At 49.1% G+C, this 16,835-nt stretch carries 11 protein-coding genes; all 11 read right to left on the bottom strand.

Translation table 11 applies throughout. From position 1 onward, the window contains the following. Positions 1-4,698 carry a tail fiber domain-containing protein gene (locus tag K2Q26_03205; GenBank protein ID MBY0314500.1) on the bottom strand — a complete coding sequence of 1,566 codons (4,698 nt, stop codon included), beginning with the start codon at positions 4,696-4,698 and terminating at the stop codon, positions 1-3. Positions 4,699-4,782: 84 nt separating this feature from the next. Continuing rightward, a complete protein-coding gene (locus K2Q26_03200) occupies positions 4,783-6,615 on the bottom strand; it encodes a hypothetical protein (protein ID MBY0314499.1) in 1,833 nt (610 codons plus the stop codon). Between the two features lie 142 nt (positions 6,616-6,757). After that, entirely contained in the window at positions 6,758-7,993 is a 1,236-nt protein-coding gene (locus K2Q26_03195; GenBank protein MBY0314498.1) for an FtsX-like permease family protein, read from the bottom strand. After that, positions 7,990-9,213: an FAD-dependent oxidoreductase gene (locus tag K2Q26_03190; GenBank protein MBY0314497.1), complete on the bottom strand. Its 1,224-nt coding sequence runs from the start codon at positions 9,211-9,213 to the stop codon at positions 7,990-7,992. The genes K2Q26_03195 and K2Q26_03190 overlap by 4 nt, the downstream gene beginning before the upstream one ends. Next, positions 9,210-10,553, bottom strand: a complete 1,344-nt coding sequence (hemN, locus tag K2Q26_03185) for an oxygen-independent coproporphyrinogen III oxidase (GenBank protein ID MBY0314496.1) — start codon at positions 10,551-10,553, stop codon at positions 9,210-9,212. Before hemN ends, K2Q26_03190 begins: the two co-directional genes overlap by 4 nt. Then, the gene (locus tag K2Q26_03180) at positions 10,543-11,559 is read right to left on the bottom strand and encodes a uroporphyrinogen decarboxylase (protein MBY0314495.1); all 1,017 of its coding nucleotides are present in this window, start codon (positions 11,557-11,559) and stop codon (positions 10,543-10,545) included. Before K2Q26_03180 ends, hemN begins: the two co-directional genes overlap by 11 nt. Then, on the bottom strand, positions 11,549-12,208 hold the full coding sequence (locus tag K2Q26_03175) for a response regulator transcription factor (GenBank protein ID MBY0314494.1): 660 nt from the start codon (positions 12,206-12,208) through the stop codon (positions 11,549-11,551). The genes K2Q26_03180 and K2Q26_03175 overlap by 11 nt, the downstream gene beginning before the upstream one ends. Then, a complete protein-coding gene (locus K2Q26_03170; GenBank protein ID MBY0314493.1) occupies positions 12,205-13,071 on the bottom strand; it encodes a HAMP domain-containing histidine kinase in 867 nt (288 codons plus the stop codon). Before K2Q26_03170 ends, K2Q26_03175 begins: the two co-directional genes overlap by 4 nt. After that, positions 13,068-14,360 carry a glutamate-1-semialdehyde 2,1-aminomutase gene (locus tag K2Q26_03165; GenBank protein MBY0314492.1) on the bottom strand — a complete coding sequence of 431 codons (1,293 nt, stop codon included), beginning with the start codon at positions 14,358-14,360 and terminating at the stop codon, positions 13,068-13,070. Before K2Q26_03165 ends, K2Q26_03170 begins: the two co-directional genes overlap by 4 nt. A gap of 12 nt (positions 14,361-14,372) precedes the next feature. Next, positions 14,373-15,902, bottom strand: a complete 1,530-nt coding sequence (locus tag K2Q26_03160) for a hydroxymethylbilane synthase (protein ID MBY0314491.1) — start codon at positions 15,900-15,902, stop codon at positions 14,373-14,375. Beyond that, a complete protein-coding gene (locus K2Q26_03155) occupies positions 15,890-16,762 on the bottom strand; it encodes a hypothetical protein (GenBank protein ID MBY0314490.1) in 873 nt (290 codons plus the stop codon). The genes K2Q26_03160 and K2Q26_03155 overlap by 13 nt, the downstream gene beginning before the upstream one ends. Between the last annotated feature and the right edge of the window lie 73 nt (positions 16,763-16,835).

Raw genomic sequence — 16,835 nt, 5'->3', positions numbered from 1 at the left:
CTACTTGGGAGCGCAGAAAGGCGCTTTGGGATCACGCTGACATAGATATGTTCGAAGCGCTTCGATCTCTTGCGCTTTCCGTTGGTCCTCGGCTTTGAGCGCCTCAATCTCCATCTTTTGACTCGCAATCTGTCGGGACTGCTGTTCATCGGACTTCACAAGGGTCATAACCTTCCCGTAGATCTCTTTCAAAGCGCCAACAATCGGCGCCACAAGAGGTGCGTAATCGAGACTCAAGAAACCGCTTTCGTTCTCTTGGACGAGTTCTGGATAAACTTGGCGAACTTCTTGCGCGATAAAACCGATTTGTGAGCCTTTTGGTCGAGAAGAATCATTCCACTCAAACGTCACCGGCCGAAGTTTTAACAAATCGTCCAACGAAGAATCTATCGGCTGAATGTTTGATTTTAATCGCTCATCCGACGCACTACACGCAGCCGCCGAATAAGTGATCTCTCCGGTCGTGGTATTGCGACAGACATAATGACCACTTCCATCAAAAGCCATACCATGGACTTCGAGTCCACCGTCCATACGGGCCATCCCACCCGCGACATATATTTTGTAAGCTCCTGGATTTGCCACCCCTATACCGATATTGCCGCTGGCATCGATTCTCATTCTTTCTAAACTGTTCGTATAGAATTGCAGTTGGCTATTGGTGAAGGTTCCTACAAAAGCGGAACCGGAATCCGCTCCGATTGATAACGTCGATGCCGTCCCACTATTGTTATTCAAGTTTATCCGCGGATTTGCCTTACTTCCGATCCGCACATCTCCAACAACATGGAGAGGTTGCGTAGGATTTATTGTTCCAATGCCCACGTTGCCGGATGTACCGATCACCATCGCCGTTAAATTGGTTTCCCCTTTATCTCTAAAAAAGCGGAGATATTCGGCGTTATCTACGCCGACGTTGTCAATTTCCCAAGCTCCTGTGCCAGTACCGTCCATCAAACTAATTTGGCCACCTTCTGTGGCGCTTCCCGCGGCCAGTCTGATATTTTCACCTGTTGAACCTGTATCGCCTTTGATATGGAGCGGGGCTAATCCACTCACCGTCCCGATGCCGACATTTCCGGTAGCTCCAACAGCTATCCCTTCGTTCCCCCCGTCGCCGGAGAGCCAGAAAGATCCGAGAGCAATATTCTGTGAGGCCGTGTGATTTCCCATATTGTCAGAAACTCCGCCAGCAGGTCCGGCGGGAACAAGTTCGGTAACTACAAGATTAGTGTTCCATCCCCCGTGAACGGTTCCCGCTCCGATATTGTCGTCTGTGACTCTCACAGTGACGGTGACATCGACTGTCGGTTTGTAAATCTCAAGAATGGCGGATTTAAATCCCCAGAACACAGCGTCGCCTTCGCCCGTGTACGCCACATGACCAATAAAAGATGTCCCATTATGAAGTTGGTATCCTAAGTACGAGTTTCCATCTCCGAGGTAGGTATCTACGGAAGCCTCAATTCGATAAGTCACGCCCGCTTTAAGATTTACCCCACTCCCCGAGCGCGTCATTCCGCTACTCGTTCGGATTGTATCAAAGGCGATGTCAGATCCTACATTCACGGTCTGATTGGCCGCACTCATCCCTAGCTTGATGTACTTCGGAGACCCATTTAGACTGAGCCATGTCGCTCCCGTGTAGTAATCGACGGTTAAATCGTCAGTATTAAATACCATTAGACCCTGCGACGGCGTCGCAATGGCGTTTCGCTGCGCTCGAGTCATCCGCGGCGGTAAAAATCCCTTTTGAGTGGACGCCACATCAAGGAGGGCCGAGGTGTGAGGAGTTGCTGTTCCTATTCCGATATTACCAGTGGTATCGATATAGAATCGATGAGTCCCCGTCGAAGCTTGATAAATAGAAAAATCTTTAACCCCAGTTCCATTGACATCTTGGATCAAGCCCCAGTCATCGATGAACATCGATGACCGCCGTGAAGTGGCGTGAGTGGAAGGAAGCACCGAGATCGCATTTGAAAACTGACCCGACCCCGTGGCAACACTTAGTGGATTTGCCGGAACCGTTGTGCCAATACCAACGAACCCATTTGTAACCGTCATCACCGGCGTGGACGTCCCATTCCCCGCGAAGTTTAAGTTCCCCGAGGCATTATTCCAAACGTAACTGGGGTTGGTCACTCCGTTACCTACAAGCGCGAGTCCCTCGTTGTAGGTGGCTCCCGAACCTTGTACCCAAAGCTTTGCCAATGGAAAGTTCGAGCCAATACCCACTCTCCCCGTCGAGTCGATGATCATTCTCTCCGAACCCGCGGTGTCAAATCGAATTTGATCTTCATCTGCATTTTTCTCGAGATATATTTTTGTATCATTATCGGAGTCATGGATCACCGTAAAATTTGTGGGAAGAGCTCCGCACAACCAACGGTCCATGGTCGAATCCCAGACGAGAGTGAACCCATTGGTGCACTCAGTGCCCGCGGGCATATAAGAGAAATACTCTGCGGCCGCCGATGAGATCTTGTTGATGCTGACGCTATTGATCTTTGCGTTAGTGATTCCACCATCTTTAACTCTTAAAGTATTGGTCGCAATCTCTAACGTTGTATTGTCGGTGTTGATCGCCAGACTGCGGTCTGCAGATAAATCTCCGCCCCCTGTGAGTCCAGATCCTGTATTTGTATTAATATTTCGCGAGGAGCTCACTCCGCCGCTCGCCCAACCGGTTGAAACATCCTTACAGTTTGCTCCTGTTTCGTCACAAATTTCTAAGGCTCTTATCGTGCCTGCGACATCGAGTAAAGCATTGGGAGTTAATGAGCCAATTCCAACATTTCCATTACGGAGGATGGTCAAACGCTCGGCATAAGTTACCTCCGCGTTATCGAGCACCCCTATCCCGAAATGACTATTATCTTTAGCACGTAAACTCCAGATTTCATCATCAGCTGAAGCAGGTCCCCGATCACGCAAAAGAATTTGTGCGAATCCACCCGCCGCCGTATTCGGATCTTCCACTCGAAGTGTCGAGATCCCACCACCACCGACACCTTGAATATGCAAATTCCCCTGAGGACTAGCTGTTCCAATCCCGATATTGCCGTCGAAGGAGACGTTATTGGTGCCTGACGGCACGCTTAAAACCTGAGAGGCGAGCCCTGGCCGCCATAACGAAAATTCGCTGGTCGACCCAGGACGTCCTACAATGACAACCCCTTCGGCACCACGGGCACCTAAGCCTGAAGACGGAAATGCATCCACCGTTGGCACAAAGCCGGCCGCAGTGGACACTCCACTGACAAGAGTACTCCCGACGACCTCAAGCCTCGCACTTGGATTTGTTGTACCGATACCCACGTTGCTGGTAGGACCAATTCTCATAGCTTCGGCAGAATTTGTTTTAAAAGCAATGACTCCGTCCGCAGGAGAATGGATTCCGCCATCAATATCGCCAGAGCCCCCATAGAACATATAACCATTGCTGCCGTCCGATGCAGATCCTCCAAGAACGCGAATGGCACCATTGACTTCTAGCCTAGAGTTAGGAGTCGTTGTTCCCACCCCCACATTTCCACCATTCGGCTGAAGCACGATAATGCCTTTGGTGGAGTCGCTTGTAGATTCTAGGGTTAAATTATTACTGGCAGCCGTGCCACCGATGAGTGTCTGCCCACCCGAGCGCCCCGCAAGAAGCGCATATTGAGTGTGATCATCAGCGCTGAGCCCTGTGAGGGAACTATGGGCCGAAACACCCAAATCCGTGCTGCAAAGCCAACGGTCGGTCACGGCATCCCATTTTAGAACTTCGTTAGGTGCACATTCGGTTCCGGCCGGCATGTAGCTAAAGTACTGTAATGCCGCACTCGTAATTTTATTAACGCTCACCGAGTTAATTTTCGCATTGGTCACGCCATTATCTTTGATCTGTAAGGTGTTGGTGGCGATCTCGAGAGTCGAATTGTCCGTGTTGATCGCCAAGTTACGGTCCGCAGATAGATCTCCGCCTCCAGTTAAGCCTGATCCCGAATTTGTGTTGATGGCTCGAGTGGACGTGGCCGCGCCGAGGTCACTTGCCGTGGCCCCTGTTTTATCAATTTTACTCCAAGCGATGGCTGCTGCTCCATTGATATCGGCATTGGTAATAGAGCCGTCGACAATCTTTGAGCTATTCACAGAGTCTGGTGCTAATTTTGCTAAAGAGACGCCAGAGTCTCTCACTTGAAGTTGATTCGAACCATTGGTCTCAATGGTAATGCCGTCGGTCACCACCGACAAAATTGACGTTCCACTCGCTGTTCCACCACTCAAAGCGGAGCCCGTGTTGGTCACTATACCGTCGATATCGCCACCAGCTCCCCAGCCACTCGAAATGTCTTTACAGTTGGAACCCAACTCATCACAAATTTCGTTGGCGCGAATTGTGCCTGCCACATCCAACTGAGACTGAGGATTCGAATTATTAATACCCACGTTTCCAGAACCTAAAATAGAGATCCGACGATTGCCGCCGCCATTGGTGTAAAGATGCACTGTCGAATTCGAATCGGATCCAAATCCCACTTCGTTCGATCCATTATTATTAAAGATTCTAAAGCGGGTCGTCGTCGAATACAGTTTAAGCTCGGCACCATTGGCCGATCCATCGTAGATATCTAAAACGCTTCGGCCCGGAACAATCGGTGAAGGAGTGGTCGTGCCCAATCCGACGTTTCCGCCATTGGGTTGCAGTAACACATGCCCTTTTGTGGCATCACTGGTCGACTCAAGAATTAAATTGTTGCTGGCGACTGTTCCCCCACGGACCGTTTGACCGCCCGCTCAGCCCGCTAACAGGACGTATTGGGTATGATCGTCGGCGGATAGACCGGTTAAACCACTGTGGGCCGTAACTCCGCCGGCATCGGTACCGCAGATCCAGCGATCATTGGTGGCGTCCCATTTTAAAACTTCGGCCGGAAGACATTCTGTTCCTGCGGGCATGTAGCTAAAGTACTGTAACGCGGCGCTCGTTATTTTATCGACAGCGACCGCGCTAATTTTCGAGTTCCCAATTCCACCGTCTTTCACTCGAAGTGTGTTGGTATCAATTTCCAAAGTGGTGTTGTCCGTGTTGATGGCAAGATTGCGGTCGGCAGAGAGGTCTCCCCCTCCGGTGAGACCCGATCCCGCATTGGTATTGATCGCTCGAGCTGGAGCCACCGCACCGACATCCGCCGCCGTCGCACCCGTCTTGCTGATTTTGCTCCATGCAATCCCGGCCGCTGCATTGACATCGGCATCGACGATGGATCCATCAGCGATTTTCGAGGAATTCACCGAATCAGCGGCGAGATCCGCTAAAGCAATCGCTCCATCTTGAATTTTCGCTGAGGTCACAGCGTCCGCCCCCAACTTGATTCCCGAGATGCCGCCATCTCTCATTTGGAGCTGATTAGAACCATTGATCTCGAGGGTAAGGCCATCCACAACGACATTCAGAGTCGCATTGCCCGAAGTCACTCCCCCGGAAAGACCCGAGCCGGAATTGGTGACGATCGATTCAATATCTCCCGTGCCTGAACTATTCCCAACCACTTCCGCACTATCCCCGTCCCAGTACATAATTTTGTCCGTCGAGTTGTTATACCAGGTGGCCCCTTTGTTCCCCACTCCGAGAGTTCCGATGAGTGTGGTTTCTTGAGCGTTACTGAATTTCCCAAGGGTGATGGTGGATAAGTTTTGCATCGTCACATGCCCGGTGTTCAAAATTGGATTGCCGTTCATGTTGATATTGCCGGCCATGGTTCCGCCGGCCAGAGGTAACTTTGTCGAATCGGTGATCGAAGAGGGAGTGATCGCCTCCCACTGACTGAGCGTCGCATTCCACGCCAGAACTCGACCGTCACCCGTACCTGCTCCCACGCCTGAGAGATTTAAAAGACTTCCCCCAATGCGAGAGTCCGAATAGTTTTTGGTAGCGGCATCTTGACCCAAAGTCGGATCTGCCAAATTTTTTATCTGCTGGTTGTTCATCGATAAGGGCGTCGTGGGATTTCCCGAAGCCAAATTGAAAAGTGTATTGTAGTTTGTTCCGCCCAACAGGTTTTCCAATTGAGCTTGAGTTATATTTTGACCCGGATTGATCTGTACAAAATTCGAAGCCGTTAAACCTTGAAGAGAGTTGGCGTACCATGCGTAAGGAACTGTTTGAAGGTGGAAGTCCTGAGCGAGCGTCACCGATCCGCCACCATCATTGTAGCTCACCCGTACTTTGCGTGTATGTCCAGCGAGGGCGTTGTAACTTGTACCCGCAGTACAGTAAGTAATTCCCGTAAAGGTGACGCCGTTTCTAAAAATATCGACAAGCGAAGATGTGTCCTCGAAATCCGTCCCCGATCGAATGCCCGCACCTACATTTAAAGAAAAGATTCCTTCGCTCCCCAGCATATTGACGGAATGCTGCTCTTCGAACAACAAGCAGTCGTTGACGGCCGAATAGATGCGAATATTAAAAACCACAGGATTGGCTTCGAGTGGAATTCCTCCAGACTTTGTGATTTGACCCTGATATACAAAGGAGTTGGGAACAGATTGGGCCCACGTCATCGACATCGCCATGAACGCGCTCATGAAAACTAAAATAAACTTGAGTTTCGAAAGTTTAGAGCCCATCAAATTTACAGTCCCGACGATTTTCAACAATTAATGAATTGCTATACAATTCACATAGTTCTTATCGGCAGGATCGAATTAAAAATGAGCGAATTTTACCAAAGTCTGGATCAGTGACGATTCAACTTGAGACATTGCCTTATTAGAGGCCACGAAGGGCTTCTACGGGCTCTAGCTCGGAGATCTTACGAACAGAAATCCAGGTCGTTAGGATGGCAAAAACAATGGCAAATCCCATAACGATAAAGACTTGGGTGGGATCAATGGCCGTGGGCACATTGGTCTCCTCGTAGACTTTGGGTAAAAAACCATCGGAAAACTTTCCAAGCCAAAGAGTCACCACCACTCCCCAGAAGAGCCCTCCAAAAATTCCAATTCCCGAAAGCATGATTCCTATTCCTAAGAACGTCTTTTGCAGAGACTTGGGATCAAAGCCGAGAGCCATCAGCAAACCAATATCTTTCTTTTTTTGAGTGACGAGAAGAGCCATCACGGTCACCAGCGAAAAACTCGCGATCAACGTACTTAAACCCAAAAGAATTCCCACTACGATTTTTTCTAACTTGAGAGAATAAAACAAATTGGAGTTTCGATCTTTCCAACTGTCCACTTTCACCTTAAATTCACTTTGCAAATAGGCCTTCACCGACTCGTAATTGTTGGGATCTGGAATTCTTACCTCCACCGTGCGCTCAAGACTGGCCGAGGACCGGAGACGAGTTAAACTTTCGCCGAGAACATAGAAAAGTTTTCGGGTGTCGATCTCTTCCAAATCGGTCTGTAAGAATCCTTTCACGCTCACCTTCTCGATCGGTGGCATCGCATCTTTGGCGGCCAACAAAGATTCCGGTGGAATCACCACCAAACTGTCACTTTCAAAAAGTCCCATAATGTCAGCAAGTCCCGCCCCCACAATGACTTCTCCGGGCTTGGGATTGTACGAATCATCCAGCAATTGTTTCTTTTGGCGCGAACGAATTTCATTCAATAAAAAAAGTAAATTCTCTTTAGATATCCCCTGAGCGATCCCGCCTTGAACAAAGCCCTCGTCATTTCTTAAAATCACATCCTGGCTTTCGGTCACGTCATACTTATAACCCGGCTGCTGTTTGAGCCACTCCACGGCGGGATGAGTCCTGACGCTTTCTAAAGGCATTTTATCAAAGTACATCACCAGATGAGGCTCCGCGGAAAACCGGCGGGCTTTCATGGATGCATTAAAGCCGTTCATAACACTCAAAATTAGAATCAATGCACCGACGCCCACACCAATTCCAAAAACACACAACCAGGCGATGGTCTTCACCAGCGCACCCGCCCGACGAGAAAATAAAAACTTACGAAAAAAATCGTAACTCATGTGATGAATGTTCTTCATACTTTTTTCCCCGCGACAAGAGTCGCAATCGCTTTCGCTTTGGAAAAAATACGATTCAGCCCAATTTCACTTAAGTAGTTCCCCATAAGGTACACATTATCTCTTTCGATCTCTAGACTCTCAAGAACTCTTTCGAGCTCGACTCCGTACAGCGGTAATGCTTTTTCCCAACGGCTGACTTTATAGTCCAGAGGGGACTCGTGGTTCTTCCAGATGTCCCGACGAACCTCTTGGAGCGCTTTGAGAAGAGCCGAATCTGGCATCTCCATAGAACGTGATGGAGTTTTTCCTCCAAAGATCCAGGTCTCCGAAGTTTCTTCTCGAACCACCCGCTCCCTAAAAATCGAGGAGTTCAACAAAACTCCCAGGGGCTCGACATCGCCTCGCGGAAAAAGAACTCCGAATCCCTCGTGGAGCTTTTGTTGAAAGAACGCCGTGACACTGACAAGATCAACCATAGGCACCCGCGATAATAGCTCGCCTCGGGGATCCCCAATCGTTTTTAGAATGCGACTGGCAGCCTGAATATCGGTCGCGAGAACCGTCGCGGTGGAGTGTCGGTCGCGCTGAAGGCTCTCCGCTCCGTCTTGGGTCAAGTGAAAACGAACGCCCTGCCCTTCGAGAAACTTTTTTAAAGCCGCGGACCACTCTCCCATTCCACCTAAAGGCGCAATGGACCCGCGCAGAATTCCCTTCGGGCTTTTTGTTTTACCGAAAAAGTAATCGAAGATGAGCACAGCACTTAAATCTTCGCTGGTCACTCCGAAAATTCCCTGACAGGCAGGATCCACCAAGAAACGCGTCGTCTCCTCGCCGAGGGACCGATGGGACCACTGTTGAAGCGTCTCATGGGATTTCGGGCTGGCGAAAAACAAATTGAGTTTGAGTCGTAAAACGAATCCGATCAGTCGCAGCGTCGAGCGCCAGCCGATGGGCCACCGAGTGGGCCGATTATTTTTAAGAATAAATCTCTTTCGAGCTTCCGTTTTTTTTTCGATCAGCTGAAGACCGATCTCTTGAGCGACGGTCTCCACCAACTGGTTGGCGAGAACCGCGTTTGCCGCCGTTTCCACCAGCCCATGCTTCTGTCGAAGTGTTTTAAGCTTGCCTCCCACTTCGGAATCCACCTCGTAGATCTCAACCTCACAGCCCTCTTTCACTAAGAAGTAGGCCGTCAGAAGTCCGCTGATTCCTCCGCCGATGACTCGCACTCTCATCATAGCGCTTTCGAAAAGACTTGAGTTTGCGGGGACTTTTCGCGAAGGCGTTGATCAAGCACCATAGCGGCATTCCGTAAAAACGGTTTGCCTTGAGGAGTGATACTCATTTTATGATCCGACACTTCCACTAATCCATCCGCCAGCATTTCCTTGAGATACTCTCGAATATCTTGAGCTTGACCAGCTCGAAGCTCAACGAATCCCTCGGTCATGAATTTTAGAATCTGCTCCCTTTGAACTCGATCATCGGCCGAAAGAACATGTCCCCGCTGGGTGGCGACTTTCTGATCTCTGACCAGTTTTTCGTAAAGCGGAAGGGTCTTTTCGTTCTGATGGAAACACTCTGGCGTCTCGGAGATGGCGCTCACCCCAAGCCCCAAAAGAACTTGCGTGCGATGATCGGTGTAGCCCATAAAGTTTCGGTGAAGGCGACCCGCTTTGTACGCGATGGTTAATGCTTCGTTCGGGAGCGCAAAGTGATCCATTCCAATCTCGACATACCCTGCTTTGAGGAGCATATCGCGACTGGTCTCGTAGAGCTTGCGCTTCTCTTTCCCCTTGGGGAGATCTTCGTCTTTAAACAACTTTTGCGCGGGCTTAATCCAGGGCACAACCGCAAGACTATAAAGCGCGATGCGATCAGGCTTGAGCTCGCAGGTCCATTCGATCATGCGCTTTGCTTTTTCTAAAGTCTGCGAAGGCAATCCATAGATCAAATCATAATTGACCGAAGTGTATCCGATGGAGCGAGCGACCTCGGTAATTTTTTGGGTCATTTCGACGGGCTGAATGCGATTGACCAGACGCTGAACTTCGGGATCAAACTCTTGAACCCCAAGACTCACTCGTTTAAAGCCCAAATCATGGAGAATCTGAAGCTGTTCGGCGGTGGTTCTTCGAGGATCGACTTCGAGAGCCCCTTCAAAATCTTTGTCGATCTTAACATCTTTTAAAATTTCACTGACGAGAAACTTTAAATTCTCCGCCGATAAGAACGTCGGCGTTCCCCCGCCCAAATGGAATTGAGCGAGAGTTCGCTCACGAATTTGGGGAACCTGCTCTAAGTAGGTTCTCCACTCATTGAGGAGGAGATCGACATAGGGCCGCTCGCGATCGTGATTTTTGGTGATCGAGGTGTTGCAGCCACAAAACGTACAGAGTGTTTCACAAAATGGGATGTGTAAGTACAAGGACCATTTTGTCGAATCCTTCGCAAAATTCGATTTTAAAAATCCCACCCACTGCTCGGAAGTGGGATTATCGCTCCAATAAGGCACCGTGGGATAACTCGTGTATCGAGGTGCGGGGATGTCGTATTTATCAAAAAGATTAACTGACACTCATAACCTCTCTGACGATCTTAACAAACGCGCGGACGTTTTCCTCTGGGGTGTTGGGAAGAACTCCGTGCCCTAATCCGCAGACCCAACCTCTCCTTTGGTCTTCGCTTAAAGCTTGAATTGGTTTTAGGAACTTTCGCAATTCCACTTCGAACTCTGAGCGACTTAAAAACAGAAGCTGCTGATCAAAATTTCCCTGGAGAAAGCCGCCCATTTGCGGAAGAAGCTGATCGAGAGCCCAGCGATGATCGACACCGATGCCGCCTAAATTATTATGTTTCAAGAAAGTCTGAACATGCTCGTGATTCGTATGTTTCGTGTAGTACCCTAATTTTTGCGGGAAGGCTTGCGCCAGATCATTAATCACGGGAACCACCAACTCTTTGTAAAGGAGTGGAGACAAATCACCGGCCGAGGTGTCAAGAACCATCACAACTTCCACGCCCCCATCGAGTTGAAGTTGAATATTTTGTTTGAGCAAAGGCACTAGCAATTCACAAAAGGGTTTAAAGAGTGCCAATTGTTCTTTAACATGACGAGCTTCGTGGCTTCCCGCAACGGCGTAGGAGAATAAGGTCCACGGACCACCGACAAAACCGATAAAACTTTTATCCTTGGGAAGACGTTGACGCGTGAGCAAGCAAGCTTCTTTTTGGAACATCAGCTGATCGAGAGCTCGAGGTCCCGCGTCTAATTTTTTTAAATCCGAGGCCGACTGAATATGCCACTCTAATACCGGCCCGGGCTTATAATCTAAACCCATACCCATGGCCTCTAATGGAAACAGCAGATCACTAAAAAGAATAGAAACATCAAAATCAAAATCTTCGATGGGACCCATAGCCACTTCGGCCGCGAGCTCAGGCTTTTTACAAAGATCCATAAAGGAATTCTCTTTGCGCAGTTTTTGATAGTGCTGATGATAACGACCCGCCTGGCGCATCACCCAAATGGGCGGAACTTTTTGCGGAATTCGCTTGAGGGCGTTTTGAAATTTAGGATTCATTTTTTTCTCCCATCCACTGATAACCGACCCCGCGAATAGATTTAATCACGTGGTGATCTTCGTCGCCGAGAACGTTTCTCAAGCGAACAATAATATTATCGACAACACGATGAGACACATTCTCGTCCTCACCGCTCCATAAATCCAAAAGCTCGTCACGACTGACCACTTCTGGAGACTTCTCTATTAATTTTTTTAAAGTTTTTAACTCGCGGTCATTCAGAAAGGTGGTGCCGTTCTTTTGCGAATCCACGGTGCGCGCTAAAAGATCAATCACGATGTCTTTATTGACAGTGATTTGCTGACTCGGCTTAGCCATGAGTCTTTCCAACTTTAATTTGAGCTCTTTAAACAAGAACGGCTTGGGAATAAAGTCCACAGCCCCTAACTCCAATCCCTGCAGGCGATTCTCCGGAGTGTTTAATGCGGTCATAATGACCGCGGGAATGTGAAGCTTTTTAAGAATATCGAACCCAGACCCGTCGGGTAAGTTCAGATCTAACACCGCTGCGGAGAAATCGGAGAATGCCTGGTCCTTGGACTCCTGATGGGAACGACACCACGTGACCTCGTAGCCACTGGCTTTCAATTGATCCCGTAAAGTCTGGCCCAAGTCTCCGTCATCTTCCACCAGCAAGATATGCTTCATATCACTTCCTTGGCGGCCGCATCGGGAAGAGTCAGCGTGACCAACAAAGAATTCTCTTCCGACTTTGCGAAGTGAATCTTCCCGCCGAGCTTTTCGGCCCAATTACGAACAAGATACAATCCGATACCTGAGCCCTTTTGCGAAGGTTGAATCTCGCGACCGAGACGTTCCAAATCCTCCAACTGAACTTTTCCGTTATCGCTATAGATTAATTTTGCGAAAGACTTCTCTTTGATCACTTGAATTCGAGCTTCATCCGCCGAACCATGCATCACCGAATTGCTCAACAAATTTTTGAGAATGCTTTCGATCGCGGGAGCATCGGTGCGCAACCGAGTTTCTCCCTTCAGTTGAATTTTGACTTCGGGCCAGGCCGTGTGAATTCGCCCGACGATTTGCTTAAGATCCACATCTTCGAGCGTGATCCCTCGAGATTCATACTGAGCGACGTGCATACTGTTTTCTAACTGGAGCTCCAAAGCGAGAAGATTCTTTTGAAACTGATCAAATTTTCGAGCGCTGTGATCTTGAGACGTCATGCTCTCACCCTGGAGAACTAAACGCGTGATCGACGTCTTAATGTCGTGACTAAATGAGGAGAAAAAGTGGCTGATGTCATCAAAGCGTTTTTGCTCGCGGCGATAGTAATAGATCAATCCGCTCCCGCCAATGAGTAGCAAAATCACAAGAACTGATCCCTCCATCAAAAGCATCTGTTGATGGCGGTTAAATTGCTCGTCTCCAACGAGGGCATTGAGACGATTGATCAATTGAACACTAAAAATCATCCACCAGATCGCCAAAGCGACGACAAAAATAAGCCAGGCGATGATCAAGGCGAAAAGCCAAGGGCGTGATTTCACACGAAATCCTTTTTACTTCGATGAATCGCTTTCTCGAATTTCTCTAACGATCGAGCTAAAATTTCTTCGGTGTGCGCCCAAGATATAAAACTCACTTCGAATCCGCTCGGAGCTAAATAAATCCCTTCCTCGCGACACGCATGGAATAGGGCTTTAAAATTAGGTCCATGACTTGCGGGGATCTGCGAAAGGTTTGTTGGGTCCTGGATATCGCCTCCGTGGAACCAGAACAATGATGGATAATGGGAAATCTTGAGGTTCACTTCTTCCCTCTTACAGATTCCTTCCAGTTCGCCTTTAAACTTTTCGGTGCGCTTCCCGAGGACCGACCACAGATTCTCTCGCTCGGCTTTTTTCAAAGTCGTCAGTCCCGCGCGCATGCCCACCGGGTTTCCACTGAGTGTGCCTGCTTGATAGACCGGCCCTGACGGAGCCACCATGTTCATCAGCTCTTCGCGCCCACCGTAGCAACCGACCGGGAATCCACCCCCGATAATTTTCCCGTAGGTGACCAGATCCGGTTGAATTCCCGTGATCTCCACCATTCCACCGAGAGCCACGCGAAAGCCACTGATCACTTCGTCAAAGATTAAAAGAGAGCCATGCTTTTTACAGAGCGCACTGATCTTTTCGAGATAGGCCTTACGTTGAATCAGCATTCCAAAATTTGCAGGCAAAGGCTCGATAATGACAGCCGCGATCTCGTGACCTTTTTCACTAAAGATTTTTTCTAAGGCCACCTCATCATCCAAAGGAGCCACCAAAGTATCCCCCGTCACTCCCGCAGGAATTCCGGCACTATCGCTGGCAGATTCTCCGGCAAGCCCACTTCCTGCTTTGACGAGGAGCGAATCCATGTGGCCATGATAGCAGCCTTCAAATTTTAAAATTTTACTTCGACCGGTGGCCGCGCGAGCCAGTCGCAAGGTACTCATGACGGCCTCGGTGCCCGAACTATTAAATCTTAATTTCTCCACCCAAGGCAATTTTTGGGTGATCCACTCGGCGAGCTCAAGGGAGTAGGGTTCACAAGCGCCAAACGTCCACGCCGTGTTGACCATTTCCATCACCGCCTCTTGAACTTCCGGATCGCGATGGCCTAAGATGAGAGGACCAAAGCTCTGGCAAAAATCGATGTACCTTTGGCCGTCCACCGACTCGAGGATGGCCCCTTCGGCCGAGCGAAAGAAAATGGGGGTTCCGCCCACGCTTTTAAATGCACGCACCGGAGAATGAACTCCACCAGGTGCCACCTTGAGTGCCCGTTCAAATAGCTCTTGAGACTTCATGATCGTCGTCCTTTAAGAATGTTTCATTATTTTTTGCCACTGATCAAAACTCAAGGCAATCTCTACGGCACCTTTTCCCTTTTTTTCCTCGAGAATCCTCTCGATACGATGGTAAGTATGCCCGGGGCCACACCAGTGAGTTTTATCGATCAACCAAGGGTATACACTCAGAGCCTGCTCAAAGGAACTCCCACTCATCCAGTAGAAGTTTTGTGTCTGAGGACTCATTTGGGGGCCTTCAGAACGCGGAATTAAATCGTAGGTCTTTATCACTTCCATCGTCGGTGTTTCTTCACCCTGAGAATGAGTCCACTTGCACCAGCGACGTTGAACCAAATCGATCAGACTGGTCAGAAGGTTTTCGTCCTCACCGAGAGATTCACTGCTCCCGGAGATCCACAATCCCCGTCGGGCTAAAGTTTGCCAGGTCTTTATACCGCTCGCCCAGATTAAATCTTTATCGTTATCGAGCTGAACTCCGTCGGGCAAGGCCTCGGCCTTACTCACATAGTGGGCATTACACATTCTCCACTCGGCCGTGATCGCCTTGGGTTTACGTTCAAACCATAAAGCTTGTTTGGGAGTGTCGGGAAAATGTGAAAAGTCACGAATCACTGGCGCAGGATCGGGAGCGAAATCAAAGATATCGATCACTCCGCCACTGTCGGAAACTCCTTGAGCCACGGTAATGGTTCCGTAATTCTTTTTAAGAACACTCACACCGATTTTTTGGTGGCATCCTCCGCCCCAGCTTTGGAGCATTTCCCTTTCACGCTGAACACAAGCAAAAGTATCCGAATGATGAATCGTCCTTAAAAGTTCTTCCACATCCCTTCGCCCTTGCTTGATTTCCACAGCAAGAGCTCCCTGAGCCGCCGCCGGCGGATTCAACTGAACCGGGAGGACCATCCAGCGCAACTGCCCCAGAGCTTGGCGAATCTCTCGACGGACTCCGAAAAATTCATCATCAGCGTCGATATCGTCAGGCTCTTCGGCGGTGGCCATGATGCGATCAATCGCCGCCTTGGCCACCACCAGGCCGTGAGCATCGCCTTCGAGCAACTTGCGAATTCGCGTGGGGATATTTCCTCTCACCGCTTCGAATTGGACCTGCAAATTTGGCCACGGCAACAGTGCTCCGAGATGCCGTTGTAAATTATAAGCTCGACGCGGAGATGATGTCAGGATTCGAATTCCCGGCCCACCTTTAAAAGATTTTTTGACCAGAAGAAGATCGCGCACGTCCTCTCGAGGAAGTGTGGCCACAATCGCTGTGCCTTGGCGCTCTTGAATCGGGAGATCCTTCCATGAATGCACGACCATATCAAACTCGCCCGAGAGTAATCCCTGATGGAAGTCTTCGGTAAAAACACCCTTCTCAGGCATCTTCCAAAGTGGGTCATTGATGTTTTTATCGCCGAGAGATTCTCGAAAATGATATTGAACTTGAAGATCAGGATTTTTCTTTTGAAGCTCTTGGCCCACGGTGTAGGCTTGAATTCGCGCGAGATCACTTTTCCGAGAGGCGATCACCAAGCGCACAGGTCGTCCCATCCGAAGGGGCGAAAGTTCTCCATAAGATCACGCTCACGACCCATCACTTCGATGGCTTTCACAGCGACCGCTTTGACTTTGTTGAGTTGAATCTGATTTTTTTGGATCTGTTCGAAAAAAGAATTCAAATGAACGTACTTTTTAAACTGACAAGGATCCTGATGACTTTCGCCGCGCAAATCAATAACCAACGCGTCCTCGTTACCCACGAGAGAATGAATTTCTTGAGAAGATAATGGGGCGGCCACCAAAATAAATGGCGCCACAAGTTTCGCCTCCGCTAGAGACTTAAGATGAAGGCGTGGAAATTTATCTTGGGGGAGTGTCTGACGAGCTTTATCGATATCGCGAGCGTAGGCCGTGATTTCGTTTTCGTCTTTATAAATCCAAGGGAGAAGTTGCTGCATAAATGCGCCAGCCCCGATCACTTCAACTTCCGTGGGATGCGAAATCATCTTTCGCAAAAGACTTCCGTACGATTGACCTCCGAGATCGGTAAGGTGCTCTTTACGAATCTTTTTGGCGTCAGCCATTAAGGCTTCGAAGACTTTGAACAGCGGCGCCGAAATCGGCGTGGTTTGTAGAAAATTTTTAAACTGTCCAAAAACTTCAGTCTCGCCAATCACCGGGGAATGAAGTCCACAAATGACTTCCAAGATAAACTGGTAGGCGTATCGACCCTTGTAAACTTCAAATCCGGGAGCCAACGCCTCTTCCCCTTCCGACAGCCAACCGAAATAAAGACTTCGGAGACAAGTTTTAAAGTGAGCCAAATCGACCGAGGCGCTGGGCGCGGCTTCGTTTCCCGAAGGGTTCGATTTATGGAAGATCTGAAAGTTGGCTAACATGACTCTTTGATACTACTTGAAAACGTCTTGAGAAGTGTCACAGAAGTGTCATGGTTTTTAAAAAGTTAAAGTA

The organism is Bdellovibrionales bacterium, from assembly GCA_019750295.1.
Taxonomy (GTDB): Bacteria; Bdellovibrionota; Bdellovibrionia; order Bdellovibrionales; family JAGQZY01; genus JAIEOS01.
This window is presented reverse-complemented; position numbering and strand designations above follow the sequence as displayed.